The organism is Wenxinia marina DSM 24838 (assembly GCF_000379485.1).
Lineage (GTDB): Bacteria > Pseudomonadota > Alphaproteobacteria > Rhodobacterales > Rhodobacteraceae > Wenxinia > Wenxinia marina.
The window spans coordinates 28,191-51,464 of sequence record NZ_KB902310.1 but is presented as its reverse complement, the minus strand read 5'-3'; the positions used below and the strand labels follow the sequence as shown (position 1 = coordinate 51,464).

The 23,274-nt window shown below is 70.4% G+C and carries 24 protein-coding genes; 16 read left to right on the top strand and 8 right to left on the bottom strand.

Annotated elements, in window-relative coordinates; all coding sequences use genetic code 11:
• The first annotated feature begins 127 nt into the window (after nucleotides 1-127).
• From A37W_RS0114965 to A37W_RS0114925, 9 genes are all read left to right on the top strand, one after another.
• Nucleotides 128-1,540, top strand: coding sequence for a cytochrome ubiquinol oxidase subunit I (locus A37W_RS0114965; RefSeq protein ID WP_018303848.1), 1,413 nt, complete (start codon nucleotides 128-130; stop codon nucleotides 1,538-1,540).
• A gap of 4 nt (nucleotides 1,541-1,544) precedes the next feature.
• The gene (gene cydB / locus A37W_RS0114960) at nucleotides 1,545-2,555 is read left to right on the top strand and encodes a cytochrome d ubiquinol oxidase subunit II (protein ID WP_018303847.1); all 1,011 of its coding nucleotides are present in this window, start codon (nucleotides 1,545-1,547) and stop codon (nucleotides 2,553-2,555) included.
• Nucleotides 2,552-2,659: a DUF2474 family protein gene (locus tag A37W_RS23440; RefSeq protein WP_018303846.1), complete on the top strand. Its 108-nt coding sequence runs from the start codon at nucleotides 2,552-2,554 to the stop codon at nucleotides 2,657-2,659. Before cydB ends, A37W_RS23440 begins: the two co-directional genes overlap by 4 nt.
• 41 nt (nucleotides 2,660-2,700) lie before the next feature.
• Nucleotides 2,701-3,435, top strand: coding sequence for a GntR family transcriptional regulator (locus tag A37W_RS0114950; protein WP_018303845.1), 735 nt, complete (start codon nucleotides 2,701-2,703; stop codon nucleotides 3,433-3,435).
• A gap of 81 nt (nucleotides 3,436-3,516) precedes the next feature.
• Nucleotides 3,517-4,926 carry a vanillate/3-O-methylgallate O-demethylase gene (gene ligM, locus A37W_RS0114945; RefSeq protein ID WP_018303844.1) on the top strand — a complete coding sequence of 470 codons (1,410 nt, stop codon included), beginning with the start codon at nucleotides 3,517-3,519 and terminating at the stop codon, nucleotides 4,924-4,926.
• Between the two features lie 121 nt (nucleotides 4,927-5,047).
• A complete protein-coding gene (locus A37W_RS0114940) occupies nucleotides 5,048-6,031 on the top strand; it encodes a TRAP transporter substrate-binding protein (protein ID WP_018303843.1) in 984 nt (327 codons plus the stop codon).
• Nucleotides 6,032-6,550, top strand: a complete 519-nt coding sequence (locus tag A37W_RS0114935) for a TRAP transporter small permease (RefSeq protein ID WP_018303842.1) — start codon at nucleotides 6,032-6,034, stop codon at nucleotides 6,548-6,550. It abuts the gene before it with no gap.
• Nucleotides 6,547-7,851, top strand: coding sequence for a TRAP transporter large permease (locus tag A37W_RS0114930; RefSeq protein ID WP_018303841.1), 1,305 nt, complete (start codon nucleotides 6,547-6,549; stop codon nucleotides 7,849-7,851). Before A37W_RS0114935 ends, A37W_RS0114930 begins: the two co-directional genes overlap by 4 nt.
• 10 nt (nucleotides 7,852-7,861) lie before the next feature.
• A complete protein-coding gene (locus A37W_RS0114925; RefSeq protein ID WP_018303840.1) occupies nucleotides 7,862-9,232 on the top strand; it encodes an aminomethyltransferase family protein in 1,371 nt (456 codons plus the stop codon).
• 665 nt (nucleotides 9,233-9,897) lie between these two features.
• Here the strand turns inward: A37W_RS0114925 and A37W_RS0114920 are convergent.
• Nucleotides 9,898-10,608: a ThuA domain-containing protein gene (locus A37W_RS0114920; protein WP_018303839.1), complete on the bottom strand. Its 711-nt coding sequence runs from the start codon at nucleotides 10,606-10,608 to the stop codon at nucleotides 9,898-9,900.
• A 152-nt stretch (nucleotides 10,609-10,760) separates the two neighbouring features.
• Between A37W_RS0114920 and A37W_RS0114915 the strand changes: the two genes are divergently transcribed.
• A complete protein-coding gene (locus tag A37W_RS0114915) occupies nucleotides 10,761-11,204 on the top strand; it encodes a hypothetical protein (RefSeq protein WP_018303838.1) in 444 nt (147 codons plus the stop codon).
• Nucleotides 11,204-11,413: a helix-turn-helix transcriptional regulator gene (locus tag A37W_RS0114910; RefSeq protein WP_018303837.1), complete on the top strand. Its 210-nt coding sequence runs from the start codon at nucleotides 11,204-11,206 to the stop codon at nucleotides 11,411-11,413. Before A37W_RS0114915 ends, A37W_RS0114910 begins: the two co-directional genes overlap by 1 nt.
• Nucleotides 11,414-11,470: 57 nt before the next feature.
• Here A37W_RS0114910 and proS read toward each other — a convergent pair whose 3' ends face one another.
• The 4 genes from proS to A37W_RS0114890 all read right to left on the bottom strand — a co-directional run bounded on the left by proS (nucleotide 11,471) and on the right by A37W_RS0114890 (nucleotide 14,065).
• Nucleotides 11,471-12,811 (bottom strand): proline--tRNA ligase, encoded by a 1,341-nt coding sequence (gene proS, locus A37W_RS0114905; protein ID WP_018303836.1) that lies wholly within the window; start codon nucleotides 12,809-12,811, stop codon nucleotides 11,471-11,473.
• Nucleotides 12,812-12,877: 66 nt separating this feature from the next.
• The gene (locus A37W_RS24590) at nucleotides 12,878-13,012 is read right to left on the bottom strand and encodes a hypothetical protein (protein WP_018303835.1); all 135 of its coding nucleotides are present in this window, start codon (nucleotides 13,010-13,012) and stop codon (nucleotides 12,878-12,880) included.
• 91 nt (nucleotides 13,013-13,103) lie between these two features.
• Nucleotides 13,104-13,520, bottom strand: a complete 417-nt coding sequence (locus A37W_RS0114895) for a hypothetical protein (RefSeq protein ID WP_018303834.1) — start codon at nucleotides 13,518-13,520, stop codon at nucleotides 13,104-13,106.
• A gap of 92 nt (nucleotides 13,521-13,612) precedes the next feature.
• A complete protein-coding gene (locus tag A37W_RS0114890) occupies nucleotides 13,613-14,065 on the bottom strand; it encodes a cupin domain-containing protein (RefSeq protein WP_018303833.1) in 453 nt (150 codons plus the stop codon).
• A 197-nt stretch (nucleotides 14,066-14,262) separates the two neighbouring features.
• Here A37W_RS0114890 and A37W_RS0114885 point away from each other — a divergent pair, with 197 nt between their 5' ends.
• The 5 genes from A37W_RS0114885 (at nucleotide 14,263) to A37W_RS0114865 (ending at nucleotide 20,860) form a co-directional block, all read left to right on the top strand.
• Nucleotides 14,263-15,210 (top strand): LysR family transcriptional regulator, encoded by a 948-nt coding sequence (locus A37W_RS0114885; protein ID WP_018303832.1) that lies wholly within the window; start codon nucleotides 14,263-14,265, stop codon nucleotides 15,208-15,210.
• A gap of 32 nt (nucleotides 15,211-15,242) precedes the next feature.
• Complete coding sequence (locus A37W_RS0114880; RefSeq protein WP_018303831.1) at nucleotides 15,243-16,301, top strand: AI-2E family transporter; 1,059 nt, start codon at nucleotides 15,243-15,245, stop codon at nucleotides 16,299-16,301.
• 3 nt (nucleotides 16,302-16,304) lie between these two features.
• The gene (locus A37W_RS0114875) at nucleotides 16,305-16,973 is read left to right on the top strand and encodes a P-loop NTPase family protein (RefSeq protein ID WP_018303830.1); all 669 of its coding nucleotides are present in this window, start codon (nucleotides 16,305-16,307) and stop codon (nucleotides 16,971-16,973) included.
• A gap of 29 nt (nucleotides 16,974-17,002) precedes the next feature.
• The gene (locus A37W_RS0114870) at nucleotides 17,003-19,216 is read left to right on the top strand and encodes an RNA degradosome polyphosphate kinase (protein WP_018303829.1); all 2,214 of its coding nucleotides are present in this window, start codon (nucleotides 17,003-17,005) and stop codon (nucleotides 19,214-19,216) included.
• A gap of 90 nt (nucleotides 19,217-19,306) precedes the next feature.
• A complete protein-coding gene (locus A37W_RS0114865; RefSeq protein WP_018303828.1) occupies nucleotides 19,307-20,860 on the top strand; it encodes a Ppx/GppA family phosphatase in 1,554 nt (517 codons plus the stop codon).
• A gap of 260 nt (nucleotides 20,861-21,120) precedes the next feature.
• Here the strand turns inward: A37W_RS0114865 and A37W_RS0114860 are convergent, their stop codons facing one another.
• From A37W_RS0114860 to A37W_RS0114850, 3 genes are read right to left on the bottom strand one after another with little or no spacing between them, the layout of a single operon-like run.
• On the bottom strand, nucleotides 21,121-21,504 hold the full coding sequence (locus A37W_RS0114860) for a hypothetical protein (protein WP_018303827.1): 384 nt from the start codon (nucleotides 21,502-21,504) through the stop codon (nucleotides 21,121-21,123).
• A gap of 36 nt (nucleotides 21,505-21,540) precedes the next feature.
• Nucleotides 21,541-22,566, bottom strand: coding sequence for an endonuclease/exonuclease/phosphatase family protein (locus A37W_RS0114855; RefSeq protein ID WP_018303826.1), 1,026 nt, complete (start codon nucleotides 22,564-22,566; stop codon nucleotides 21,541-21,543).
• Nucleotides 22,567-23,247, bottom strand: a complete 681-nt coding sequence (locus tag A37W_RS0114850; RefSeq protein ID WP_026198521.1) for a molecular chaperone DjiA — start codon at nucleotides 23,245-23,247, stop codon at nucleotides 22,567-22,569. It lies immediately after the preceding gene.
• Between the last annotated feature and the right edge of the window lie 27 nt (nucleotides 23,248-23,274).

Genomic DNA, 23,274 nt, shown 5'->3' with positions numbered 1-23,274 from the left:
CTTGTTTCCCCGGAAACTAAATGCCCCGGCCGCGGCCCCATGTCCACATGGCGCGGCGCGGCGCCGCATTCTCCGGGCCCGCCCGCCCCTTAACTATGCTAAGGGAAGCGGAAGGGGAGCGGACGACATGCTCGCAGGCTACAGCGCGGAAATCCTGGCGCGGGTGCAGTTCGCCTTCACCGTGTCGTTCCACATCATCTTTCCCGCCTTCTCGATCGGGCTGGCCAGCTTCCTCGCCGTCCTCAACGCGCTGTGGCTGCGAACGAGGGACCGGACCTACCTGCACCTGTTCGACTACTGGAAGAAGATCTTCGCCGTCGCCTTCGGCATGGGCGTCGTCTCGGGCCTCGTCATGTCCTACCAGTTCGGCACCAACTGGTCGGTCTTCTCGGACCGGGCGGGGCCGGTGATCGGCCCGCTCATGGCCTACGAGGTGCTGTCGGCCTTCTTCCTCGAGGCCGGGTTCCTCGGCATCATGCTGTTCGGCCGCACGCGGGTCGGCGACGGGCTGCACATGGTCGCGACCGCGATGGTGGCGTTCGGCACGCTGGCGTCGGCCACGTGGATCCTGGCGGTGAATTCGTGGATGCACACGCCCGCGGGCTACGCGATCAACGAGGTCGGGCAGTTCGTGCCTCAGGACTGGTGGGCGATCATCTTCAACCCGTCCTTCCCCTACCGCCTCGTCCACATGGTCCTCGCCGCGTACCTCACGACCGCCTTCGTGGTGGGCGCGGTGGGGGCGCTGCACCTGATCCGCAACCGCACGGACGGCGAGGCGCGGCGGATGTTCTCGATGGCGATGTGGATGGCGGCGCTGGTGACCCCCTTGCAGATCGTCGCGGGCGACATGCACGGGCTGAACACGCTGGAGCATCAGCCGCAGAAGGTGATGGCGATGGAGGGCCACTACGACAGCCACCCGGACGGCGCGCCGCTGATCCTCTTCGGCATCCCCAACCCCGAGGAGAAGCGCATCGACTACGCCGTCGAGATCCCGGGCCTCTCCTCGCTGATCCTCGAACATTCCTGGGACGCCCCCCTCGCCGGGCTCGACACGATCCCGGACGACGAGGAGCCGCCGGTCACCATCGTCTTCTTCTCGTTCCGCGTCATGGTGGGCCTCGGCTTCCTGATGCTGGGCGTCGGCGCGTGGAGCCTGCTGAGCCGCTGGCGCGGCCGCCTCTATGACGACCGCCTGCTGCACCGGGTCGCGGTGGCGATGGGGCCGGCCGGATTCGTCGCCGTCCTCGCCGGCTGGATCACGACCGAGGTGGGGCGGCAGCCCTACACCGTCTACGGCCTGATGCGGACGTCCGAGTCGCTGTCGCCGATCGACGCGCCGGCGGTCGGCGCCTCGCTCGCGGCATTCGTCATCGTCTACTTCTTCGTCTTCGGGGCCGGCACGCTGTTCATCCTGCGGATGATGAACAAGCCTGCCGCCACGGCGAAGCTGGGCCTGCGGGACGGGCCGATCCGGACCGCCGGCATCACGCCGGGACCGACGGAAGAGCGGCTCGACGCGCCGCAGGAGGGTTGAGGACATGGAGCACGAGCTTCTCGCCTTCATCTGGGCCGGGCTGATCGCCTTCGCCGTGCTGGTCTACGTGATCCTGGACGGGTTCGACCTCGGCCTCGGCATCCTCTTCCCCTTCGCAGAGGACGACCGCGAGCGGGACGTGATGATGAACTCCGTCGCGCCGGTCTGGGACGGCAACGAGACGTGGCTGATCCTCGGCGGCGGGGGCCTCTTCGCGGTGTTCCCGCTGGCCTACGCCGTGGTCATGCCGGCGCTCTACATGCCGATCCTGCTCATGCTCCTCGGCCTCGTCTTTCGTGGCGTGGCGTTCGAGTACCGCTGGCGGGCGCCGGTCCACCGGCGGCACATCTGGGACGCGGCGTTCTTCGGCGGCTCGCTGGTGGCGACGCTGTGCCAGGGCATCGCGCTGGGGGCGCTGGTGCGCGGGATCGAGATCGAGGGCCGCGGCTACGCGGGCGGCTGGTGGGATTGGCTGTCGTGGTTCTCGGTCCTGACCGGAGTGGCGCTGGTGACGGGCTACGCCCTCCTCGGCGCGACGTGGCTGGTGATGAAGACGGACGGCCCGCTGAACGACCGGATGCGGCGCTATGCCTGGCCGCTGGCGGTCGGGACGCTCGGCTTCATCGGCCTCGTCAGCCTCGCCACGCCGTTCCAGGAGCCGGAGTATTTCCGCCGCTGGTTCTCGCTCCCCGGGAGCCTGTTCACGGTGCTGGTGCCCGTGCTGCTTCTCGGCTGCGCGCTGGCGCTGTTCCGGGGGCTGTCGGGCGGGCGGGACGGGACGCCGTTCCTGGCGTCGCTGGGGCTATTCGTGATCAGCTTCATCGGGATCGGGATCAGCTTCTATCCGATGATCGTCCCGCCCTCGCTCACCATCGAGGAGGCGGCGGCGCCCGAATCCTCGCTGTGGTTCGCGCTGGTCGGGGCGGCGGTCCTGATCCCCATCATCCTCGCCTACACCGCCTACGCCTACTGGGTGTTCCGCGGCAAGGTGGACCCCGAGGAGGGCTACCATTGAGGACGGGTGTCCGGCGCGTCCTGTGGTTCGCGGCGATCTGGGCCGCGAGCGTGGCGGCGCTGGGACTGGTGGCGCTGGCGATCCGGGCGGCGCTGCCGGGGTGAACTCCCTTGCCTCGCGCGCCTCATGTATACATTCTGCCCCCATGGACCCCGCCCACGGCAGCACCCAGACCCAGCGCGCGGCCTACGCGCTGCGCCGGCGCATCGTCTCCGGCGAGCTGCCGGGAGGCACCCGGCTGACGGAGGTGGCGCTGGCCGACGATCTCGCCATCTCGCGCACGCCGGTGCGCGAGGCGATGTCGCGGCTGGCCGAGGAGGGGCTGCTCGTCCGCGCCCGCGGCGGCGGATTCGAGGTGCGGTCCTTCACCCTGCGCGATGCGCTCGACGCGGTGGAGCTGCGCGGCGTGCTGGAGGGCACCGCCGCCCGCCGCGCGGCAGAGCGCGGGGCGCCGGAGGACGAGCTGGCGCGGCTGCGCGACGGGCTCGCCCGGATCGACGCCGCGTTCGCCGACGGCATGACCGCGCAGACATTCGGCATCTACAGCGAACAGAACCACGCCTTCCACGAGGCGCTGGGCCGCCTCGCAGGCAGCGACGTCATCGCCCGCGAACTCGCCCGCGTCCGCTCCCTGCCCTTCGCCTCGCCCTCGGCCTTCGTGTTCCGCACCGGCGACCGCGCGACCGAGGCGCGCTCCCTCATCGTCGGGCAGGCGCAGCACTGGGCGCTGGTGAGCGCGATCGCCGGGCGCGAGGGCACGCGCGCCGAGGCGATCGCACGCGAGCATGCGCAGATCGCCCGCGGCAACCTCGAGGCGGCGCTGGACGCCGGCTGGCAGCCCGGCGCGCCGCTGCCGGGCATGGCGATGATCGTCGGCTGACGGCTGCCGATTGCGCCTTGCGCAATCCGCCTCCCGCCCTATGAATGTATACATTCACCCCAAGGGAGGAGACGACGAGCGATGGCCCCCACAAGCCTTCAGGACAAGATCGACGCGCACGGCAACACCGTCGAGATGCTGCGCAATTCGCAGATCGGGATGTACGTGTACCCGGTCGTGGCGCCCGAATTCCAGAACTGGCGCAACGAGCAGGCCGCCTGGCGCGAGAGCGCGGTGCTGTTCGACCAGTCGCACCACATGGACGAGCTGATCGTCGAGGGTCCGCAGGCGACCGAGTTCCTCAGCTACCACGGCATCAACAGCTTCTCGAACTTCGAGCTGAACCGGGCGAAGCACTTCGTGCCCGTCACCCCCGCCGGCCACGTGATCGGCGACCACATCATCTTTCGCGAGAGCGAGCAGAAGTACATCCTCGTCGGCCGCGCGCCGACGTCGAACTGGCTGATGTTCTGCGCCGCCTGGGGCAAGTGGAACGTGCGCATCCGCCACGACCCCCGCTCCCCCAGCCGTCCCGAGGGCGAGCGCGTCCTGCGCGAGCACTACCGCTACCAGATCCAGGGGCCGGAAGCGCCGAAGATCTTCGAAAAGATGAACGGCGGCCCGATCCCGGACATCAAGTTCTTCCACGTCGACTGGATCAACGTCGGCTCCAAGAAGGTGCAGGCGCTGCGCCACGGCATGTCCGGCGCGCCGGGCCTGGAGATCTGGGGCCCCTACGCCGACAAGCACTACGTCCACAGCGTCATCATGCAGGCGGCCAAGGATGCCGGCGTGAACCTCGTCCAGTGCGGCAGCCGCGCCTACTCGACCAACACGCTGGAATCGGGCTGGATTCCCTCGCCGCTGCCCGGCATCTACACCGGCGACGGCATGCTCGCCGACTACCGCCAGTGGCTGGGCGCCGACAGCTACGAGGCTGCGGGCGCGATCGGCGGCTCCTACGTCAGCGAGAACATCGAGGACTACTACGTCAACCCGTTCGAGCTGGGCTACGACTTCTACATCGGCTGGAAGAAGGACGACTTCGTCGGCAAGGCCGCGCTGGAGAAGATCAAGGCCGAGGGCGCCAAGCGCAAGAAGGTCACCTTCGAGTGGAACCGCGACGATGTCCTCAAGGTCATCGCCTCCGGCTTCGAGAAGGGCACGCCGTTCAAGTGGATCGACTTCCCGCAGCCGAACTACGCCTCGTCCTCCGCCGACCGGGTGGAGACCGAGGACGGCACGATGGTCGGCATGTCGATGTTCAACGGCTATTCCTGGAACGAGCGCTGCATGCTGTCCCTCGGCGTGGTCGATACCTCGGTCAACGAGGGCGACGTCCTGACGATGAAGTGGGGCGAGCCCGAGACCACCAAGAAGACCTCGACCGAGCCGCACGAGCAGACGACGATCCGCGTGCGCGTGTCGCCGACGCCCTACGCGGCCGAGGCGCGGACCAGCTACGCCGACAGCTGGCGCACCCGCCGCTGAGGTCGCCATAGCCCGGGCTTATGGCCCGGGCCGCACAAATGAATTGAACGGCAGGCCCTTCGGGGCCTACCGTCACCAGCAATGTCCGGCAACGACCGGGCGCCCACGGGAGGAAATTGTCATGACACCGATGCTCCGCCGCCTGGCGGCGACCGCGACCGCTGCCGCCCTTCTGGCCGGCCCCGCGATGGCCGAGACGCTGAAGCTGGCCCACTGGGTGCCGCCGCAGCACGTCCTCACCTCGTCCACGATCGAGCCGCTGCAGGCGGCCGTCGAAGGCTCCGGCCTCGAGATCGAGGTCTATCCCGGCGGCGAGCTGGGCGCCGGCCCGCTGGAGCAGTACATCCGCGCCGTGCAGGGCGTCGCCGACATCACCTGGGGCCTGCAGGGCTATACTTCCTCGCAGTTCCCGCGGACCATGCTGTCCGAGCTGCCGGGCGCCCTGCCCGAGGGGATGAACGGCTACGACCTGATCTGGAACGCCTACGAGGCGGGCCAGCTGGCCGACGAGTTCCCGGGCACCGTGCCGCTGGCGCTGTGGCTGTCCGAGCCGAACATCTTCATCATGAAGGACATCGACGTCCGCACGCCCGAGGACCTGCAGGGCCTGAAGATCCGCGTCTCCGGCTCGGCCGCCGCCGCCACGATCGAGGCGCTGGGCGCGACGCCGGTGCAGATGCCCGCGGGCGAGATCTACAACGCGCTGCAGACCGGGCTGATCGACGGCGTCGTCACCGGCGCCTCGGCCGTCGCGGACTTCCGCCTCGACGAGGTGGCGAACAGCTACACCATCGGCGCGCCGCTGGGCCGCATCAGCTTCTACCTCGTGATGAACGAGGCGCGGTACAACGCGCTTCCCGAGGCCGAGCGGACCGCGCTCGACTCCATCGCCGGCCGCGCGCTGTCGCAGAGCGCCGAGGAAGGCTGGAACGCCCGCGCGCTGGAGACGCTCGACGCGCTCGAGGCGACCGGCGACAACGACGTCTACTACCTGTCCGACGAGGAGGCCGCGGCCTTCGGCGAACTGACCCTGCCGGTGACCGAGCAGATCGTCGGTTCGGTCGATGAAGGGCAGATGGTCCTCGACACGATGCAGGGCATGTAAGTGCTCGCACGGCTCGACCGTGTGGCGGAGAGGCTGATCGCCCTCTCCGCCCTCATCGGCACGCTCGGGCTCATCGTCGAGGTGATCGTGATCCTGATCGACGTGACGGGGCGCTACTTCGGCGCCCCGCTCCGCGGTGCGCAGGACCTCTCGACCATGACGCTCGTCCTCATCGTGTTCGGCGGCATGGCGCTGTGCGACCGCGTCGGCGGGCACATCTCGGTCGATATCCTGGAGCGGTCGTTCCCCGCCTGGCTGAACCGGGCCGGCGACGTGTTCTCGGCGCTGCTGGGGGCGGCCGTGTTCCTCGGGATCGCCTGGACGATGTGGGACAGCGCGGCCCTCAGTCGGATGCTCAACCTGTCGACGAACATCATCCGCCTGCCGAAGGCCTGGTTCCAGTATGCGGTCATCGTGATGTCGCTGATCACCGCCCTCGGCATGCTGATCCGCGCCGCCTCTCTCATCGCCGGCCGCGGCTGGCCCGGCCGCCACGGACTGGAGGACGACCCGCTGTGACCCCCTTCGCGCTCGGCCTCTGGGGCATGGCGGCCTTGTTCCTGCTGCTCGCGTTCCGGGTGCCGGTGGCCCTGTCGATGTTCGCCGTCGGCTTCGTCGGTCAGTCGCTGCTGAACTCGCCGGCCGCAGCCCTGTCGAACCTCGCCGCGGACAGCTTCACCCTCGCCTCGATGGGCGAGCTGGTGGTGGTGCCGCTCTTCATCCTGATGGGCAACGTCGCGACCGAGACGGGCATGTCCCGCCGCCTCTACGACGCCGCCTACGCGCTGATCGGCCGGGTCCGCGGCGGCCTTGCCTCGGCGACCGTCATCGGCTGCGGCGGCTTCGCGGCCCTGTCGGGCTCGTCCGTTGCCTCCGCCCTGACGATGGGCAAGGTCAGCCTCGCGCAGATGGACCGGTTCGGCTACGACCCCCGCCTCAGCACCGGGGTCGTCGCCGCGGGCGGCACGCTCGGCATCCTGATCCCGCCCTCCACCGGCTTCGTCATCTACGCCATCCTCGCGCAGGAGAGCATCGGCCGCCTGTTCCTCGCCGGCGTGCTGCCGGGCCTGCTGCTCCTGACGATGTTCTGCCTGACCGTCTGGGTGCAGTGCCGCCTCAACCCCGCCCTCGGCCCCGCCGGCCCGGAGACGACCTGGGCCGAGAAGCGGCGCGCGATCTTCGGCGCCGCGCCGATCGTGGGCATCATCCTGCTGACCATCGGCGGCATCTACGGCGGCTTCTTCTCGCCGGTCGAGGCGTCGGCGGTCGGCGCCGGCTTCGTCATCATCCTCGGCCTGATCAGCCGCACCCTCAGCCTGCGCGCCTTCTGGGAAGCGACGAAGTCGTCGGTCGTCACCACCGCGACCGTCATGCTGATCCTGATCGGCGCCTACATGCTGATCCCGTTCCTCGCGCTCAGCCGCATCCCGACCGAGCTGGGGATGTTCCTCGCCGGGCTGGACCTGCCGACCGTCGGCATCCTCCTGCTGATGCTGGCCGCATACCTCGTAATGGGGTGCTTCCTCGAAGGCTTCGCGATGCTCGTCCTGTCGATGCCGATCTTCTTTCCGATCGTGCAGCAGCTGGGCATCGACCCGATCTGGTTCGGCGTCCTCGTCGTGCTGACGCTGGAGATGGGGCTGATATCGCCACCCGTGGGGGTGAACGTCTTCATCGTGAAGTCGGTCGCGCCGAAGGTGCCGCTGGGCACCATCTTCCGCGGAGTCGCGCCGTTCTGGCTGGCGATGCTGCTGACGCTGCTGATCCTCGTCGCCTTCCCGGCAATCACGCTGATCCTGCCCAACTCCATGATCGGATAGGAGACCTCCCATGCCCTCCCTGTCGGACAAGCTCGCCGGGTACCCCTCGGCGGTGACGATGCTGCGCACCGCGCCCACGGGCCGCTACCAGTTCCCCATCGCGCCCGAGTTCTCCACCTGGATCGAGGAGGTGCGCGCCTGGCGCGAGGCGGCGGTGCTGTTCGACCAGTCGGTGCACATGACCGACCTCTACGTCTCCGGCCCCGACACGATCCGGCTGATCTCGGATCTGGGGATCAACTCCTTCAAGGGCTTCGGCCGCAACAAGGCCAAGCAGATCGTCTGCTGCACCGAGGACGGTTTCCTCGTCGGCGACGCGATCCTCTTCGGGCTGGAAGACGACGCGGTCAACATCGTCGGCCGCCCCTGCGTGCCGAACTGGGTGCAGTTTCACGCCGAGACCGGCGACTACGACGTGACGGTGGAGCGGGACGAGCGGCGGCTGGACGCGCCGGACGCGGCGCGGAAGACCTATCGGTTCGAAGTGCAGGGCCCCGCCGCGATGGCGGTGCTGGAGGCGGCGAACGAGGGCGGGCCGCTCGTCACGAAGTTCTTCAACATGGGCGAGATCACCATCGCCGGCCGCACCGCGCGGACGCTCGCCCACGGCATGGGCGGGGCGCAGGGGCTGGAGATCTGGGGTCCCGCCGAGGACGGCCCCGCGGTGCGCGAGGCGCTGCTGGGGGCCGGCCGCGCCCACGGCCTGCGGCCGGCCGGCGGGCGGGCCTACTCGACGGCGAACACCGAGTCGGGCTGGATCAGCTCTCCTTTGCCGGCGGTCTATTCAGGCGGGTCGACCGCGGCCTACCGCGACTGGCTGACCGACCGCAGCTTCGAGGCGGCGTGCTCGCTGGGCGGGTCATTCCTGTCGGACGACATCGCGGACTACTACATGACGCCGTGGGACCTGGAGTACGACCGGGTGATGAAGTTCGACCACGACTTCACCGGCCGCGCCGCGCTGGAGGCGATGGCGGCGGACCAGCCGAGGCGGCACAAGGTGACGCTGGTCTGGGACGAGGAGAGCGTGCTGGAGGTGGTGCGCGGCGCGATGCGCGACGGGCTGGCGCCGAAGTTCCTGGAATGGCCGACGGCGCATTACGCCACGCACCCCTACGACGAGGTCCGGGACGGCGACCGGCTGGTCGGCCTGTCCACCTCCGCCTCCTACTCGGCCAACGAACGGGCGTGGCTGTCGCTGGCGACGGTCGAGGCGGCACAGGCGGAGCCGGGGACGCGGCTGACCCTGGTCTGGGGCGAGCCGGAGGGCGGCGGCACCCGCCCGGCGGTGGAGCCGCACCGGCAGGTGGAGATCGGCGTGACGGTCCAGCCCTGGCCGATCCACGAGGCGTCGCGGCGGGAGTACCGGCGGCAGAGGTGAGGGCGGAGGGCCTTCGGGGGGACCTGCCCCGGGGGGCCTGCGGATACGGTGCGCCCCCGCCCCACGAGGCCCCGGCTCAAGGCCGGGGCGCGAAGTTCTGACCACGCCGCCGATCGGCTCAAGGCCGGGGGCGCGAAGTTCTGACCACCGCCGCCGTTCGCAAGCCCGCCCCGGGCTCGACCCGGGGCCTCGCGGGCCCGGCGCCCTGCCGATCATCGGGCCCCCGGCTCGGGGCCGGGGCGGGTCAGTAGAACCGGCGTCGGCTTCTCCCGTCCGGATCAGCCGCTGGCCGCACCACGGCCGCGCGCTGCCCTCTTTCGCGCCGAGTGGCGGGGGGCTGAGCTACCGGACTCGCGGTGGTGGGTTTCACCCACCCTAGGCCGCCGGCTCAAGGCCGGGGCGCGAAGTTCTGACCACGGCCGCCGTTCGCAAACCCGCCCCGGGCTCGACCCGGGGCCTCTTGGGCCCGGCGCCCTGCCGATCATCGGCCCCCGGCTCGGGCCGGGGCGGGTCGGTGGAACCGGCGTCGGCTTCTCCGGCCCGAAACAGCCGCTGGCCCCCCAGCAGGACGCTGCCCTCCGTCGCGCCGAGGGGTGGGGGGCTGAGCCACCGGGATCGCGTCTGTGGGTTTCACCCACCCGACGCCGCCGTCGCAGGGGCCCCTGTCAGTAGTGGTTGCCCTCGCTCTGGAACGACGAGACATCGTCCGCCGCTCCGGCCTTGCCCGCGGCGGCCCAGAGCAGCCCGCGCTTGAGCATTTCGAACGCCGGCCCGTCCTCGATCACCGACGCCTTGTGACCGAGCGCATTGTAGTAGACGCGCCCGTGCCCCCAGCCGCGGGTCCACGCCACCGGCATCTCCACCGGGCCGTTCACCGAATGGTACCACGGCACGGTCGGAAAGCGGGTGATCGCCAGCACCTTGTTCGCCGGGTCGGTGTGCAGGTAGTACTGCTCGCTCTCGACCTCGAATTCGCCGATCCCGGCGACGAGCGGATCGTCGGAGACGATCTCGACCGTATAGGGCACGCCGTCGCCGCCGGGATGGGCGACCCAGTTGGCGCCGGTCATGAACTGCCAAAGCACGTTCTCGCGGAAGGCGTCGCACATGCCGCCGTGGCACCCGGCGAGGCCGGTGCCTCGTGCCACAGCCTCGGAGACGTTGGTCGCCGCTTCCTTGGACAGCTTGGACATCGTCCAGACCGGCACGATCAGCGACAGCTCCGTCAGCCGGTCCGCCTCGTCGAAGCAGTCGAGGCTGTCGGTCACCTCGACCTCCATCCCCTCGCCCCGCAGCAGACCGGCGAAGAGGTCCGCGACCTTGTCCGGCTCGTGCCCCGGCCAGCCGCCCCAGGTGATCAGTGCGCGTTCGGCCATCTCGTCCTCCCTGCCCTTTGCCGGCGCATCTGAAGGCGACGGCCCGGCCAGGTCAAGGGGTCGGGTTTTCCGGACCACATGTTAAGTATACTTTACACAAGGTCGGCTCGGGCGTACCTGAGGTCCACCAGACAAGACATGGACCTCCTCCGATGACCTACGAAGAACGCAACGTGATCGCCGCCATCCTCGTCAACCTCGCCGTGGTGGCCTGGTTCGGCAGCCGCATCTGGACCGGCTGGGACGGCTACGCCGGCGAGGACGGCCTCGTCCACTGGGCGCGGCTGGTCCTGTGGGTGATCCCGGTGTCGGCCGTCGCCACCGCCGTCGCGGCGATCCTGGTGAACATCCTCTACGGCATCGCCACCGGCGACGGCTCGCCCGACACCGGCTTCGACGAGCGCGACCGGGCGATCCGGCTGCGGGGCATGGTGGCGACGGTGATCGTCGCCTCGGCCGGCTTCATCCTCGGCCTCGGGGCGCTCGCGGTCGGCTGGGGGGCGCTGGCGGCGTTCACGATCGTGCTGGCCGGCTTCGCCCTGTCCGACCTCGTCGGCAACGTGCTGCGGCTCGCGCTCTACCGGCGGGCGGCGTGATGGCGCTGCCGATCCGCAACACGATCCGCCGGCACCGCTTCGACGCCGGCGAGATGACGCAGAAGGCGCTGGCCGAAGCGGTCGGCGTGACCCGGCAGACCATCGTCGCGATCGAGAACGCCAAGTACGCGCCCACGCTGGAGCTGGCGTTCCGCATCGCGGCCGCCTTCGACAAGCCGCTGGAGGAGATTTTCATCTACGAGCCGTGAGAGCGGCACGGAAATCGCGCGATTTCCGTGCCCGATTTCCGCGTGGAAATCGCGGCCTCAGCGCCCGGCGTAGATCCCGGCGACCCTCTCCACCGCCTGCGCCGGCGTCAGTTCCTCGCTGTCGCCGGTCCGCCGCGAGGTCAGCTCGACCTTGCCTTCCTTCAGGCCACGAGGGCCGACGGTGATCCGCCACGGCAGGCCGATCAGGTCCATCGTCGCGAACTTCTCGCCCGCCCGCGCGTCGCGGTCGTCGTAGAGCGGGTCGAGGCCCTTCCCCTGCAGATCGCGGTAGAGCGCCTCGCAGGCCGCGTCGGTCTCGGCGTCGCCCTGGCGCAGGTTCACGATGCCGCAATGGAACGGCGTCACGCCCTCGGGCCAGATGATGCCCCTGTCGTCGTGGCTCGCCTCAATGATCGCGCCGACGAGGCGGCTGACGCCGATCCCGTGGGAGCCCATGTGCACCGGCACCGTGGCGCCGTCGGCGGTCTGCACGGTGGCGCCCATTGGTTCGGAATACTTGGTGCCGAAGTAGAAGATCTGTCCCACTTCGATGCCGCGTCCGACCTTGCGGTGCTCTTCGGGGACCTCGGCCTCCCAGATGCCGGAATCGTGGGTCTCGTCCGTGCGGGCGTAGAGCTGCGTGAACTCCTCGCACACCGCCGCCACCTGGGCGCGGTCGTCGTAGTCGATGTCCCGCTTGCCGAGCTCGCGGTTCGTCACCCGGTCGTCGTAGAAGACCTCGCTCTCGCCGGTCTCGGCCAGCACCAGGAACTCGTGCGTGTCGTCGCCGCCGATCGGCCCCGAGTCGGCGCGCATCGGGATCGCGGTCAGGCCCATCCGCTCGTAGGTGCGCAGGTAGCTGACCATGTGGCGGTTGTAGGCGTGGAGGGCGTCCTCCTTCGTGACGTCGAAGTTGTAGCCGTCCTTCATCAGGAACTCGCGCCCCCGCATCACGCCGAAGCGGGGGCGCATCTCGTCCCGGAACTTCCACTGGATGTGGTACAAGGTCAGCGGCAGGTCCTTGTAGGACGACACGTGGCTGCGGAAGATGTCGGTAATCATCTCCTCGTTCGTCGGCCCGAACAGCATGTCGCGGTCCTGCCGGTCGCGGATGCGAAGCATCTCGGGCCCGTAGGCGTCGTAGCGGCCGGACTCGCGCCACAGCTCGGCCGGCTGCAGCGTCGGCATCAGCAGCGGGATGTGTCCGGCGCGCTGCTGCTCCTCGTGCACGATCCGCTCGATGTTCTTCAGCACGCGGAAGCCGAGCGGCAGCCAGGAATAGATGCCCGCCTGCTGCTGCTTGATCATTCCCGCGCGCAGCATCAGCCGGTGGCTGGCGATCTGCGCCTCGGCGGGGGTCTCCCTCAGGACGGGCAGGAAGTAGCGGCTGAGGCGCATGGGAGGAGGCTCCGGATCAGGGTCCGGAGACGTCTAGGACATCGCCCCCGGACCGGCAAGCGGCGGTCAGGGGAGCCTGGGCTGCGCCGGCCGCGGCGGCGGATCGTCGAAGCCCCAGCCGCCGGTGGGCGTGCCGAAGAAGCCGGCGGCGGCGGCAGTGGCGAGGGTGGCGGCAACGGCCGCGGCGAGATTAATGCGCATGGGTCAAATCCGTCGAGGTCGATCAATGACCGAAGGATAGGCCGGCGCGGCCGGTCCGGGCAAGGCGGGATCGCCCGACCCGGACCTGTCGTCACTCCGCCGGCACGCCGCCCGGAAGGCTCCGCCCCTGCCCGGCACCGGCGCCGAGGCCGTGGCGGAACACCGCGAACAGGAAGATCAGCATCGATGCGAACGTCAGCAGGCTGCCGATGCTGCTCCACAGCTCGGTCCCGCCGTGGGTGACGATGGCGATGCCGGGCACGATGGTGACCACGCCGAGGAGCGCCACGGCGAAGTGCACCCGGGCCAGCGTCGTGCGCGCCGCCTGGGGCGTCAGCTGATAGTAGACGCCGAACAGCGCCATCGTGACCCAGCCGATGAGGTTGAGGTGCGCGTGGGTGTCGGCGTAACTGTGATCGCCGCTGGCGCCCATGAAGATGCCGAGGCCCATGCCGCAGGTGACCGCGATCACCGCGGCCGCGAAGAAAGCGAAGGGGAGACCTTTCACGTCCTGTTCCTTTCCCGATGTGCGGCCGGCCCTCCCCGGCCGCTGCGGCGCAGGGTCCGGGAGGCCGGCCGGGTCTGTCTGTCCCGTTTCCGTCAGTCGACGTCGCCAAGCGGCGGGCCGGTGAAGGCGAGGTTGTGCCGCGTAGCGGACTCCACGATCGCGTCCATGTCGGCCGGGATTTGATAGGCGTTCTGCGCCATCTCGGCGAAGAAGCCCTCGAACCCGCCGGGCGTCAGGATGACGAGGTGGCGCGAGGGGACGTCGCTGGCGGTGCGGTAGGTGTGCTCCCTCCCGCGGAGGATGTAGGCGGTCTCGCCGGGGCCGCGGACGAAGCGCTCGCCTTCCAGCCAGAACTCGACCTCGCCGGTCAGGACGACGAAGGTCTCGTCCTCGGCGTGGTGGACATGGCGTGGCGGGCCGGAACGTGGCGGCGAGACACTGTCGGTGACCGACATCGCGCCGCCGGTGTCGGCGGTGGACAGGATGGTGCGGTAGAGGGTGCCGTTCCAGTCGAGCGAGCCGGGGCCGAGGCGGGAATCGAGCATGGGATGTCTCCGTATCAATGGCCCGGGGGGCGGCGGACGCGCCGCACGCACCCCCGGACAGAGGCTTGAAAATGGTTTGGGTCTGCTCGCCCCGGCGGCTGCCGGAGGCGATGGACGAGGATATATCCGCCGGCCTATCGTCCTGACCAATCGAACGTTGATATAAGGTTCATCCGTCCGATGGATGGAGCCGTCCGATGAATCTGGCCGGGTTCGACCTCAACCTGCTGAAGGTGATGGACGCCCTCCTGCGCGAGGGATCCGTCACCCGCGCCGGCCAGCGCCTCGGCCTGTCGCAGCCCGCCGTCTCGGCCGCGCTCGGCCGCCTGCGCCTGTCCTTCGGGGACGAGCTGTTCGTGCGCGCGGGCCAGGGCCTGGCGCCGACGGAGTTCGCGCTCGGGCTGGAGCGCCCCCTGCGCCACATCCTCGACGGGATCGAGGCGATGGCCGGCGCGACCGGCAGCTGGCAGCCGGAGGAGGCGGACGAGGCGCTGAAGATCTCGGGCATCGATTTCTTCGCCGAGATGCTGATGCCGCAGCTCGCCGCCCGCCTGTTCGCCGAGGCGCCGGAGATGAAGGTGCAGTTCCTCGACCTCATCCCCGGCCTGTCGTTCGAGCACCTGGACCAGCACCGGATCGACATCGTGCTCATGCCGCAGCTGGAGACGCCGGCCTGGGTCGCCAGCCGGCCGGTCTTCCGCTCGCCCTTCGTGCTGATCGCGCGCCGGGGCAACCCGCGCCTCGGGCGCCTCGCGGAGGGCGACACCGTCCCGCTCGACCTGTTCTGCGACCTGACGCAGATCCTGTGCTCGCCCTCCGGGCAGCTCAAGGCGATGGGCGATGCCGCGCTGGAGGCGCTGGGGCGGCAGCGGCGGGTGCGGATGACGACGCCGTTCTTCTCGGGCATCGTCCGGACCGTCGCGACCACGGACGCGGTGGCGCTGGTCCCGGCGCAGCTGGCCCGCGCCGCGGCGGCCCGCGAAGGCCTCGCCCTCTACGCCCCGCCGATGGAGGTGCCGGCGCCGGTCATCACGATGTACTGGCACCGCCGGACCGACGCGCACCCGGCGCACCGCTGGCTGCGCGGCCTGGTGGCCGAGGTGCTGGCGCCGCTCAACGACGGCCTCGCCCCCCTGCCCCCTTGATCCAAGGCCACTTCGCGCCCAAGAGTGCCGGCATGACCCTGACGATCCAGCAGCAGCTGAAATACTGGGGGATCGCCGCCGCGATCTTCGTCCTGCTGCTGTGGTTCCTCGGGAACGTGATCCTGCCCTTCATCCTCGGCGGGGCGATTGCCTACCTCCTCGACCCGCTCGCCGACCGGCTGGAGCGGATCGGCCTCAGCCGGGGCCTGTCGGTCGCGGTCATCACGATTCTCAGCGTGATGCTGTTCGTCCTCCTCGTCGTCGCCGTGATCCCGACGCTGGTCGACCAGGCGACGCGCCTCGTCGCGACGGCGCCCGAGATGGCGTCGCGGCTGCAGACCTGGCTGAACCAGCGCTTTCCCGAGATGATGGACGAGGGCAGCGCGATCCGCCGCCAGCTCGTCACCATCGGCGAGGCGATCCAGGCGCGGGGCGGCGAGCTGCTGCAGACCGTCCTCGCCTCGGCGGCGTCGGTGGTGAACGTGGTGTTCCTCGTCATCATCGTGCCCGTGGTCAGCGTGTACCTCCTGCTCGACTGGGACCGGATGGTGGCGCGGATCGACGACATGCTCCCGCGCGAGCATGCGCCGACGATCCGCGCCCTCGCCGCCGACATCGACGAGACACTGGCCAGCTTCATCCGCGGCCAGGGGACGGTCTGCCTGATCCTCGGCGTCTTCTACGCCGTCGCGCTGGCGCTGGTGGGCCTCAACTTCGGCCTCGTGATCGGCGCGGTCGCGGGCTTCCTGACCTTCATCCCGTACGTCGGCGCGCTGGTCGGCGGGGCGCTGGCCATCGGCATGGCGCTGTTCCAGTTCTGGGGCGAGTGGTGGTGGATCCTCGCCGTCTGGGCGATCTTCCAGGGCGGCCAGTTCGTCGAGGGCAACATCCTGACACCGTGGCTGGTCGGCTCCTCCGTCGGTCTGCACCCCGTCTGGCTGCTGTTCGCGCTCGCCGTGTTCGGCGCGCTCTTCGGCTTCGTCGGCCTGCTGGTCGCGGTGCCGGTGGCGGCCGTCATCGGCGTCATCGCCCGCTTCCTGATCGACCGCTACAAGGACAGCGCCCTCTACCGCGGACCCGGAGAGGTCTGAGTCATGGCGCGGCAGCTGACGTTCGAACTGCCGGCCCGGGTCCGGCAGGGGCCTGCCGATTTCTTCGTGTCCGACTCGAACCGCGCCGCCTACGTCATGGTCACCGGCGCCGAGGGCCCCTGGCCCGACGGCAAGCTGGCGCTGGTCGGCCCGCCGGGCTCGGGCAAGAGCCACCTGGTCCGGGTCTGGCAGGAGCAGAGCGGCGGCGCCGTCGTCGCGGCCGAGGACCTGGGCGACGACTTCCGGCCCGGCGCGGCGCTGGCGGTCGAGAACGTCCAGCGCCTGCCCCGCCGCGCCGAGGAGACGCTGTTCCACGTCCACAACGCGATCCGCGCCCGCGGCGGGCGGCTGCTGCTGACCGCCGACCGGCCGCCCTCGGCCTGGCCGATCCTGCTGCCCGACCTCGCCAGCCGGATGCAGGCGACGAACGTGGTTCGGATCGTCGATCCCGACGACGCGCTCCTCTCCGCGCTGCTGGCCAAGCTGTTCTACGACCGCCAGATCGCCGCCCCGCCGTCCCTGATCCGCTGGCTGGTGCCGCGGATCGAGCGCAGCCACGCCGCCGCGGCCGGGATCGTCGACCGCCTCGACCGCGCCGCGCTGGCGAGCGGCGAGCGGATCGGCACCGGCCTCGCCCGGCGGCTTCTGGACAACGGGGACGCCGCCGCGTGATAGTCGGTCCGGCCCGCGGGAGCGCTGCCATGAACCTGTCATCTGCCGACGATATCCGGCCCGACGTGCCGACCGCAGACTTCCTCTCCGCCGACTTCCCGGCGCCCCAGGCGCTGGACGATCTCGACCCCGCGGGGCCGGGCCGCTTCTTCAACCGCGAGCTCAGCTGGATCGGTTTCAACTGGCGCGTCCTCGAAGAGGCCGAGAACCCCCGCGTTCCGCTGCTGGAGCGGCTGCGCTTCCTGTCGATCTCGGCCAGCAACCTCGACGAGTTCTACACCGTCCGCGTCGCCGGCCTGCGTGAACTGGCGATGGCCGGCAACACCACGCCCTCGATCGACGGCCTGACCCCGGCCGAGCAGCTGCGCCAGATCGACGCCGAGGCGCGCGACCTGATGTTCCGCCAGCAGTCGGTGCTGAAGTGCCTGCTGGACGAGATGGCCGCGCAGGACATCCACGTCCTCACGCGTGCCGCGATCACCGACGAGGCCGACCTCGACTACCTGCGCGAGACGTTCCTCAACGACGTCTTCCCGGTCCTGTCGCCGCTCGCCATCGACCCCGCGCACCCGTTCCCGTTCATCCCGAACGAGGGGCTGGCGCTGGCGCTGCAGCTGGAGCGGACGTCGGACAAGCGCGCGCTGCGCGCCCTCCTCCCCGTGCCGTCCCAGGTCGACCGCTTCGTCGCGCTGCCGACCGACGGCGGCGCCCGCCGCTGGGTGCCGCTGGAGGAGCTGTGCCTGCTCTTCCTCGACCGACTCTTTCCCGGCTACCGCCTGAAGGCCAGCTGCATCTTCCGCGTCCTGCGCGACAGCGACCTCGAGGTCGAGGAAGAGGCCGAGGACCTGGTGCGCGAGTTCGAGGTCGCCCTGAAGCGCCGCCGCCGGGGCGAGGTGGTGCGGATGAAGCTGTCCGCCGGCGCGCCGGAGAAGCTGAAGACCCTCATCACCGAGGAACTCCACATCACCGAGCGCGAGGTGGTCGAGGTCGACGGCCTGATCGGCATCGGCGACCTCAAGACCCTCGTCACCGACGACCGCCCCGACCTCCTCTGGCCCGCCTTCGCCCCGCGCATCCCCGAGCGGGTGCAGGACCATGACGGCGACATGTTCGCCGCGATCCGGCAGAAGGACATGCTGCTGCACCACCCCTACGAGACGTTCGACATGGTGGTGCGCTTCCTCAAGCAGGCGGCGACGGACCCCGACGTGGTGGCGATCAAGCAGACGCTCTACCGCACCTCCAAGAACTCCCCCATCGTCGACGCCCTCTGCGAGGCGGCCGAGGACGGCAAGTCGGTGACCGCGCTGGTGGAGCTGAAGGCGCGGTTCGACGAGGCCGCCAACATCCGCCAGAGCAGACGGCTGGAGCGGGCGGGCGCCCATGTCGTCTACGGCTTCACCACGCTCAAGACCCACGCCAAGGTCAGCGTCGTGGTGCGGCGCGAGGGCCAGCGCCTCGTCACCTACAGCCACTTCGGCACCGGCAACTACCACCCGGTCACCGCACGCATCTACACCGACCTGTCGCTCTTCACCTGCAACCCGGCGCTGGGGCGCGACGCCTCCAAGCTCTTCAACTACGTCGGCGGCTATGCCGAGCCGCTGGGGCTGGAGAACCTCGCTTTGTCGCCCGACGGGCTGAAGACGCGCCTGCTGGAGCTGATCGCCGCCGAGGCGGCGCACGCCCGCGCCGGCCGGCCGGGCGAGATCTGGGCCAAGATGAACTCGCTGATCGAGGAGGACGTGATCGACGCCCTCTACGCCGCCAGCCGCGACGGGGTGCGGATCAGCCTCGTCATCCGCGGAATCTGCGGCCTGCGCCCCGGCGTCGCGGGCCTCAGCGAGAACATCCGCGTGAAATCCATCGTCGGCCGCTTCCTCGAACATTCCCGCATCGTCTGCTTCGGCAACGGCCATGCCCTGCCCTGGCGCGGCGCGCGCGTGTTCTTCTCGTCCGCCGACTGGATGGGCCGCAACCTGACCCGCCGGGTCGAGACGCTGGTCGAGGCGGTGAACCCCACGGTCAAGGCGCAGATCATGGAGCAGATCATGGCCGCCAACCTCGCCGACGTCGCGTCGAGCTGGACCATGGGGCCCGACGGCCGCTTCACCCGCGCCGCCCTGCCCGAGGACGGGCGGGCCTTCTCGTGCCACCGGTTCTTCATGGAGAACCCGTCCCTGTCGGGCCGCGGCTCCGCCGGTGCCGACGACGTGCCCCAGCTGACCCACTCCGACGACTGACGCCCGCCGGTCCGGCACGCCGCCGTCCCCCAATGTTGACACCCCGCCGCCCGGCTTACATGGTCGGACCGATCCAGCCTGAGGGGGCCCATGGACGGACAGACCGAAGGCGCCGCGGCGCCGGACTGGGGCCCCTTCGGACGGCCCCTCTTCGCCGACCCCGAGGCGCAGGACCTCAGCCGCGTGGGCGTGGTCGACGTCGGATCGAACTCGGTCCGGATGGTCGTGTTCGACGGCGCCGCCCGCTCGCCCGCCTATTTCTACAACGAGAAGATCATGTGCGCCCTCGGCAGCGGCCTCTCCGAGACCGGCCGCCTGAACCCCGAGGGGCGCACCCGCGCCAAGGGCGCGCTCGCCCGCTTCGCCAAGCTGGGCGAGGGCATGAACGTCTCGTCCCTTACCGTGGTCGCCACCGCCGCCGTGCGCGAGGCCGAGGACGGCGCCGACTTCTGCGACGAGATCGAGCGCAAGACCGGCCTGACCGTCCACGTCATCGACGGCAACGAGGAGGCGCGCCTCTCCGCGCAGGGGGTGCTGCTCGGATGGCCGGGGTCCTACGGCCTCGTCTGCGACATCGGCGGCTCGTCGATGGAACTCGCCGACCTCGCCGACGGACAGGTCGGCCGCCGCCTCACCTCGCCCCTCGGCCCGCTCAAGCTCAAGACCGTCTCCGGCGGCAAGAAGGGGCTGAAGGCGCACATCAAGGGCATCGTCTCGACCCTGCACGCCAACATGGCCGAGGAGACGGGGATGCGCCTGTTCCTCGTCGGCGGCAGCTGGCGCGCCATCGCCCGCGTCGACATGGAGCGGCGCGGCTACCCGCTCACGGTGCTGCACGAATACCGGATGACGACCCGGCAGGTCGCCGAGACCCGCGAATACATCGAGACCGCCGACATCGAGGCGCTGCGCGGCAAGCTGTCGATCTCGGCCGAACGGATGAGCCTCGTCCCGCTTGCGGTCCTTGTTCTCGACCAGGTCGTGAAGACCTTCAAGCCGAAGGACATCACCGTCAGCAGCTACGGCATCCGCGAGGGCATGCTGTACGAACAGATGCCCGAGGCGATGCGCCTGCGCGACCCGCTGATCGAGGCCTGCCGCTTCGCCGAGAACAAGGATGCGCGCCTGCCCGGCTTCGGCGCCAAGCTGTACGACTTCGTCGCGCCGCTGTTTCCGCGCGCCGACTGGCAGAAGAAGCGGATCATCCGCGCCGCCTGCCTGCTGCACGACGTCAGCTGGCGCGCGCATCCCGACTACCGGCCCGAGGTCTGCTTCGACAACGCCACCCGCGCCAACCTCGGCGGGCTGAAGCACTGGGAGCGGGTCTATCTCGGCCTCGCCCTCCTGCACCGCTACACCAACAAGCGCGAAGGCTCGCGCTACGAGCCGCTGTTCTCGCTGCTGGAGGACCGCGAGCTGAAGGAGGCCGAGGTGCTGGGCAAGGCGATGCGCCTCGGCGCGATGCTGTGGCTCGCGGGCGGCGGCGTGCCGGCGGCGCTGACCTGGCGCTCGCAGAAGAAGGTGCTGGAGATCAAGGTCGCGCCCGAGGGCCGGCAGTTGTTCGGCGAGGTCGCCGAGAAACGCTTCGCCGCCCTCGTCTCGTCCCTCGGCGCCGAGGGCAAGGTGATCCGCCCCAGGGATTGAGCGCCCCTTCGCGATTCGGCGGAGGGTCAAGGACGCGCGAAGCGCGCCGGCGCAGCCGGGCATCCTTGACGCTCCGGCGAATCGCAGCACGCTAACAAGAGGCGCGTTCAGGGCATACCTGCCCCTGAACCGCTTCCCCAGCAAAGGCGACCCCGGCTCGGCCCCCCTAGAACGCCGATATGGGAAGCGCCCCATCGCCGGGGACGGCGGGCGGGGCGATGCGCCGCCAAAGGCGCGCGCGAGCGCCGGACGCCGTCCTGCTAGAGGTCGATCTCCTCGCCCGGCTCGACCTCGCCGTCGCGCAGCGCCGGTGGCACCCAGTCCGGCGCGTCCGGGCGGCGGCGGATGATGATGTCGCCGTTGGGCAGGAATTCCGGCCCCTCGTAGTTCGACAGGTCGTCCACGGTGGCGATCACGGTGCGGAAGTCGTCGCCCATCTCGTCGATGAAGGTCCGCAGGGCCGGCCCCGCCTGTTCGGCGAAGTCGCGGAAATCCTCCACGGCCGGCGACATCTCGGACATCAGGCCGCGGAAGAACATGTCGGCCCCCTGCTGCATCAGGCCGGGGCCGTCGTCTTCGGGCGTCTCCTGCGCCAGCGCGGGCGGGGCGAGCAGGAGGGCGGTGAGGGCAAGCGCATGTCTCATGGGGCAGATATAGGGCGCGGACGCGCGCCGGCCACGTCACAGCGCGATGTCCAGCGTCACCGGGAAATGGTCCGAGGCATGCAGCAGCGCCTGCCGCAGGGCCGCGTCCTCGTAGCAGGGGCGGTGGTCGAACGGGTGCCAGATGGTCCAGACCGGCGCCAGCGCCGCCAGATCCTCGGACACCATCAGGTAGTCCAGCATCGCCGACAGCCAGCGCGCCCCGCCGGGCAGGGCGAAGCGGGCCGAGGCGGGCTGCGCCGTCGTCGGGTTGCCGCGCACCTCCCGCGCGTGCGGGTCGAACAGGCGCAGCGCATCGCCCTCGCCCGCCACGATCTCGAGGCTGGAGCGGCCGAACAGCCGCTCGTAGGCGTCGAGGCCCGGGCCGTCGTTGAAGTCCCCCGCGACGATCAGGCTGTCGCCCGCGCTCAGATGCTCCTCCACCCGCGCCCGCAGCCAGACGGCCTGCGCCATCTGCTTGCGCCGGTTCTCGATCGCGAGACGCATGACGGTGTCGCGGCCCCGCGCGCCCGTCGGCGCCTTCGACTTGGCGTGCACGCCGATCAGGCGCACGACGCGGCCAGAGGCGCGCACCGTCAGCTCCGCCTCCAGCGGCGGCTTGGACCAGCGGACGGCGTCGGGACGGCCGTCAATGTCGAGATCCACGTCGAGGGTGCCGTCGAAGCGCGGGCTGCCGGCGCCGGGACGGCCCGGTGGCCAGCCGCGCGGATCGTGCCGCGCCGACAGGACGTCCGGGTCGTAGAGCAGCATCAGCTCCTGCTGGGTGTCGTTCGCGAACCCTGCCAGCACCCGCCGCGCCCGCAGCCCCGCGTGCGCGGCGAAGCCCTCCAGCGCCGCGCGGCCGTCGCGGCGGCGGCCGATGTCGGGTGCCTCGACGACGAGGATCGCGTCGGCGTCCAGCGCGCCGAACACCGCCGCCAGCCCCTCGGCCTGCTCGGCCCGCGTCACCCCCTCGCGCCCCGACCGCCCGCCGTCCGCCAGCAGACGGCCGGACTCGTCGAACAGATGGTCGAACCATTCGACGTTGTAGGTGGCGAGGCGCATTCAGGCGCGCTCGGCCTCGATCTGCTCCCAGGCGCGGTTGACCGCGGCGAGACGCTTCTCCGCCAGCTTCACCGCCTCTTCCGGCACGCCGCGGGCCAGCATGCGGTCGGGGTGGCTGTCGCGCACCAGCCGCCGCCAGGCCGCCCGCACCTCGGCCGTCGGCGCGTCCGGCGCGACGCCCAGCACCTCGTAGGGGTCGGGCTCCGAATCGGGGACGAAGCGGGCGCGCATGGAGGCGAAGGGCCGCTCGCCGATGCCGAAAATCCGCGCCACCTCAGCCAGGAACGCGTCTTCGGCCGGGTGATACGCGCCGTCGGCGACCGCGATGTGGAAGAGGCCCTCCAGCAGATCGGACAGCGGCCCGTCCGGCCCGCGGAACATCGTCGCGATCCGGCGGGCGTAGTCGTCGAACCCCGCCACGTCCTGCCGGGCGAGGTTGAACACCCGCGCGGCGTTCGCCTCCTCCTGCGGCGGGATGCTGAACACCTCGCGGAAGGCCGTCACCTCGTCGCGTGTGACGAGGCCGTCGGCCTTGGCCATCTTGGCGCCGAGGGCGATCACCGCGATCGCGAAGCCGACCGACCGCTCGGGCGGCGTGCGCAGCCGATCGAACACGGACGCCAGGCTCTCGCCGTTCGCGAGGGCGGCCAGGGCGTCGGCGATGCGGGTCCAGATCGACATGGGGGGCAGCTTACCGCCCGGCGCGGC

What these genes read in the sequence shown, in the direction of transcription:
- A37W_RS0114965 (WP_018303848.1), top strand. Translation starts at nt 128, where the DNA reads ATGCTCGCAGGCTACAGCGCGGAAATCCTGGCGCGGGTGCAGTTCGCC.
- cydB (WP_018303847.1), top strand. Translation starts at nt 1,545, where the DNA reads ATGGAGCACGAGCTTCTCGCCTTCATCTGGGCCGGGCTGATCGCCTTC.
- A37W_RS0114950 (WP_018303845.1), top strand. Translation starts at nt 2,701, where the DNA reads ATGGACCCCGCCCACGGCAGCACCCAGACCCAGCGCGCGGCCTACGCG.
- ligM (WP_018303844.1), top strand. Translation starts at nt 3,517, where the DNA reads ATGGCCCCCACAAGCCTTCAGGACAAGATCGACGCGCACGGCAACACC.
- A37W_RS0114940 (WP_018303843.1), top strand. Translation starts at nt 5,048, where the DNA reads ATGACACCGATGCTCCGCCGCCTGGCGGCGACCGCGACCGCTGCCGCC.
- A37W_RS0114925 (WP_018303840.1), top strand. Translation starts at nt 7,862, where the DNA reads ATGCCCTCCCTGTCGGACAAGCTCGCCGGGTACCCCTCGGCGGTGACG.
- A37W_RS0114920 (WP_018303839.1), bottom strand. Translation starts at nt 10,608, where the DNA reads ATGGCCGAACGCGCACTGATCACCTGGGGCGGCTGGCCGGGGCACGAG.
- A37W_RS0114915 (WP_018303838.1), top strand. Translation starts at nt 10,761, where the DNA reads ATGACCTACGAAGAACGCAACGTGATCGCCGCCATCCTCGTCAACCTC.
- A37W_RS0114910 (WP_018303837.1), top strand. Translation starts at nt 11,204, where the DNA reads ATGGCGCTGCCGATCCGCAACACGATCCGCCGGCACCGCTTCGACGCC.
- proS (WP_018303836.1), bottom strand. Translation starts at nt 12,811, where the DNA reads ATGCGCCTCAGCCGCTACTTCCTGCCCGTCCTGAGGGAGACCCCCGCC.
- A37W_RS24590 (WP_018303835.1), bottom strand. Translation starts at nt 13,012, where the DNA reads ATGCGCATTAATCTCGCCGCGGCCGTTGCCGCCACCCTCGCCACTGCC.
- A37W_RS0114890 (WP_018303833.1), bottom strand. Translation starts at nt 14,065, where the DNA reads ATGCTCGATTCCCGCCTCGGCCCCGGCTCGCTCGACTGGAACGGCACC.
- A37W_RS0114885 (WP_018303832.1), top strand. Translation starts at nt 14,263, where the DNA reads ATGAATCTGGCCGGGTTCGACCTCAACCTGCTGAAGGTGATGGACGCC.
- A37W_RS0114880 (WP_018303831.1), top strand. Translation starts at nt 15,243, where the DNA reads ATGACCCTGACGATCCAGCAGCAGCTGAAATACTGGGGGATCGCCGCC.
- A37W_RS0114875 (WP_018303830.1), top strand. Translation starts at nt 16,305, where the DNA reads ATGGCGCGGCAGCTGACGTTCGAACTGCCGGCCCGGGTCCGGCAGGGG.
- A37W_RS0114870 (WP_018303829.1), top strand. Translation starts at nt 17,003, where the DNA reads ATGAACCTGTCATCTGCCGACGATATCCGGCCCGACGTGCCGACCGCA.
- A37W_RS0114865 (WP_018303828.1), top strand. Translation starts at nt 19,307, where the DNA reads ATGGACGGACAGACCGAAGGCGCCGCGGCGCCGGACTGGGGCCCCTTC.
- A37W_RS0114860 (WP_018303827.1), bottom strand. Translation starts at nt 21,504, where the DNA reads ATGAGACATGCGCTTGCCCTCACCGCCCTCCTGCTCGCCCCGCCCGCG.
- A37W_RS0114855 (WP_018303826.1), bottom strand. Translation starts at nt 22,566, where the DNA reads ATGCGCCTCGCCACCTACAACGTCGAATGGTTCGACCATCTGTTCGAC.
- A37W_RS0114850 (WP_026198521.1), bottom strand. Translation starts at nt 23,247, where the DNA reads ATGTCGATCTGGACCCGCATCGCCGACGCCCTGGCCGCCCTCGCGAAC.